Annotated in this window: 1 protein-coding gene; it reads right to left on the reverse strand. The window is 45.8% G+C overall.

Going from position 1 to position 681, the window contains the following annotated elements; genetic code table 11:
* Nucleotides 1-137: 137 nt before the first annotated feature.
* The coding region (locus ACFO6W_RS23630) for a hypothetical protein (protein ID WP_380001152.1) at nucleotides 138-681 on the reverse strand (544 nt) is incomplete at its 5' end.

The following is a 681-nucleotide window of genomic DNA, read 5'->3' on the forward strand; positions in this document are numbered from 1 at the left end:
TCTTTATCTTTTTCACAACTGTTCCCATCTTTTATTCCGTTTTTTAGTTTTTTTATTTAATCAATTACGGTTTACATGCCCGGGCCGCACAACAATTCATTTACTGTTCATGGTTTTGCCTTCCAGCCGCGTTTTACTTATTCGCGGGTGGATAAACCCACAGCAGGCGTATTCCGGTAATAATCAATATCATTTTTATCGCACCAGGCAGTAAATTTTCCAAATAGCTCCTCCAGTTCCTTCTTGCTAAGACGCATATGCCCGGCAGAACCCTGAACCGATATCCATATACTTTCCGTATGCCAGCTACGTTTTTCGACATAGACCGAGTCACTCAGGCGCAGGGTCATCGGCCTGTCTTCCTTTAACAGGACGAAATCCCGTAAAGCGGACAGGAGCCTGAACAGGCCGGGCGCGTCACTTTCAGCTATGGTCATATTACTTCCGGACGAACCGCTGTTTTTATTTTTACCGGAGGATAAAGTAAAGCGGCTGTCGGCATCGTCCCGGACTGCGGATAATACGATCCCACCCTTTTTATAGACCGTCTGAACAGGTACTTGCGCGCTTATCCCGGTCGTATAAATAAATAAGGCAGCCAGAAATATCTGTTTCATTATCATTTCTTCCTTGTCAGCGTTACCGGCATATCCTCTTCTCCAGCCATATGCAGGGTGCCTC

The sequence above is a fragment of the Dysgonomonas termitidis genome, assembly GCF_042654545.1.
Lineage (GTDB): Bacteria > Bacteroidota > Bacteroidia > Bacteroidales > Dysgonomonadaceae > Dysgonomonas > Dysgonomonas termitidis.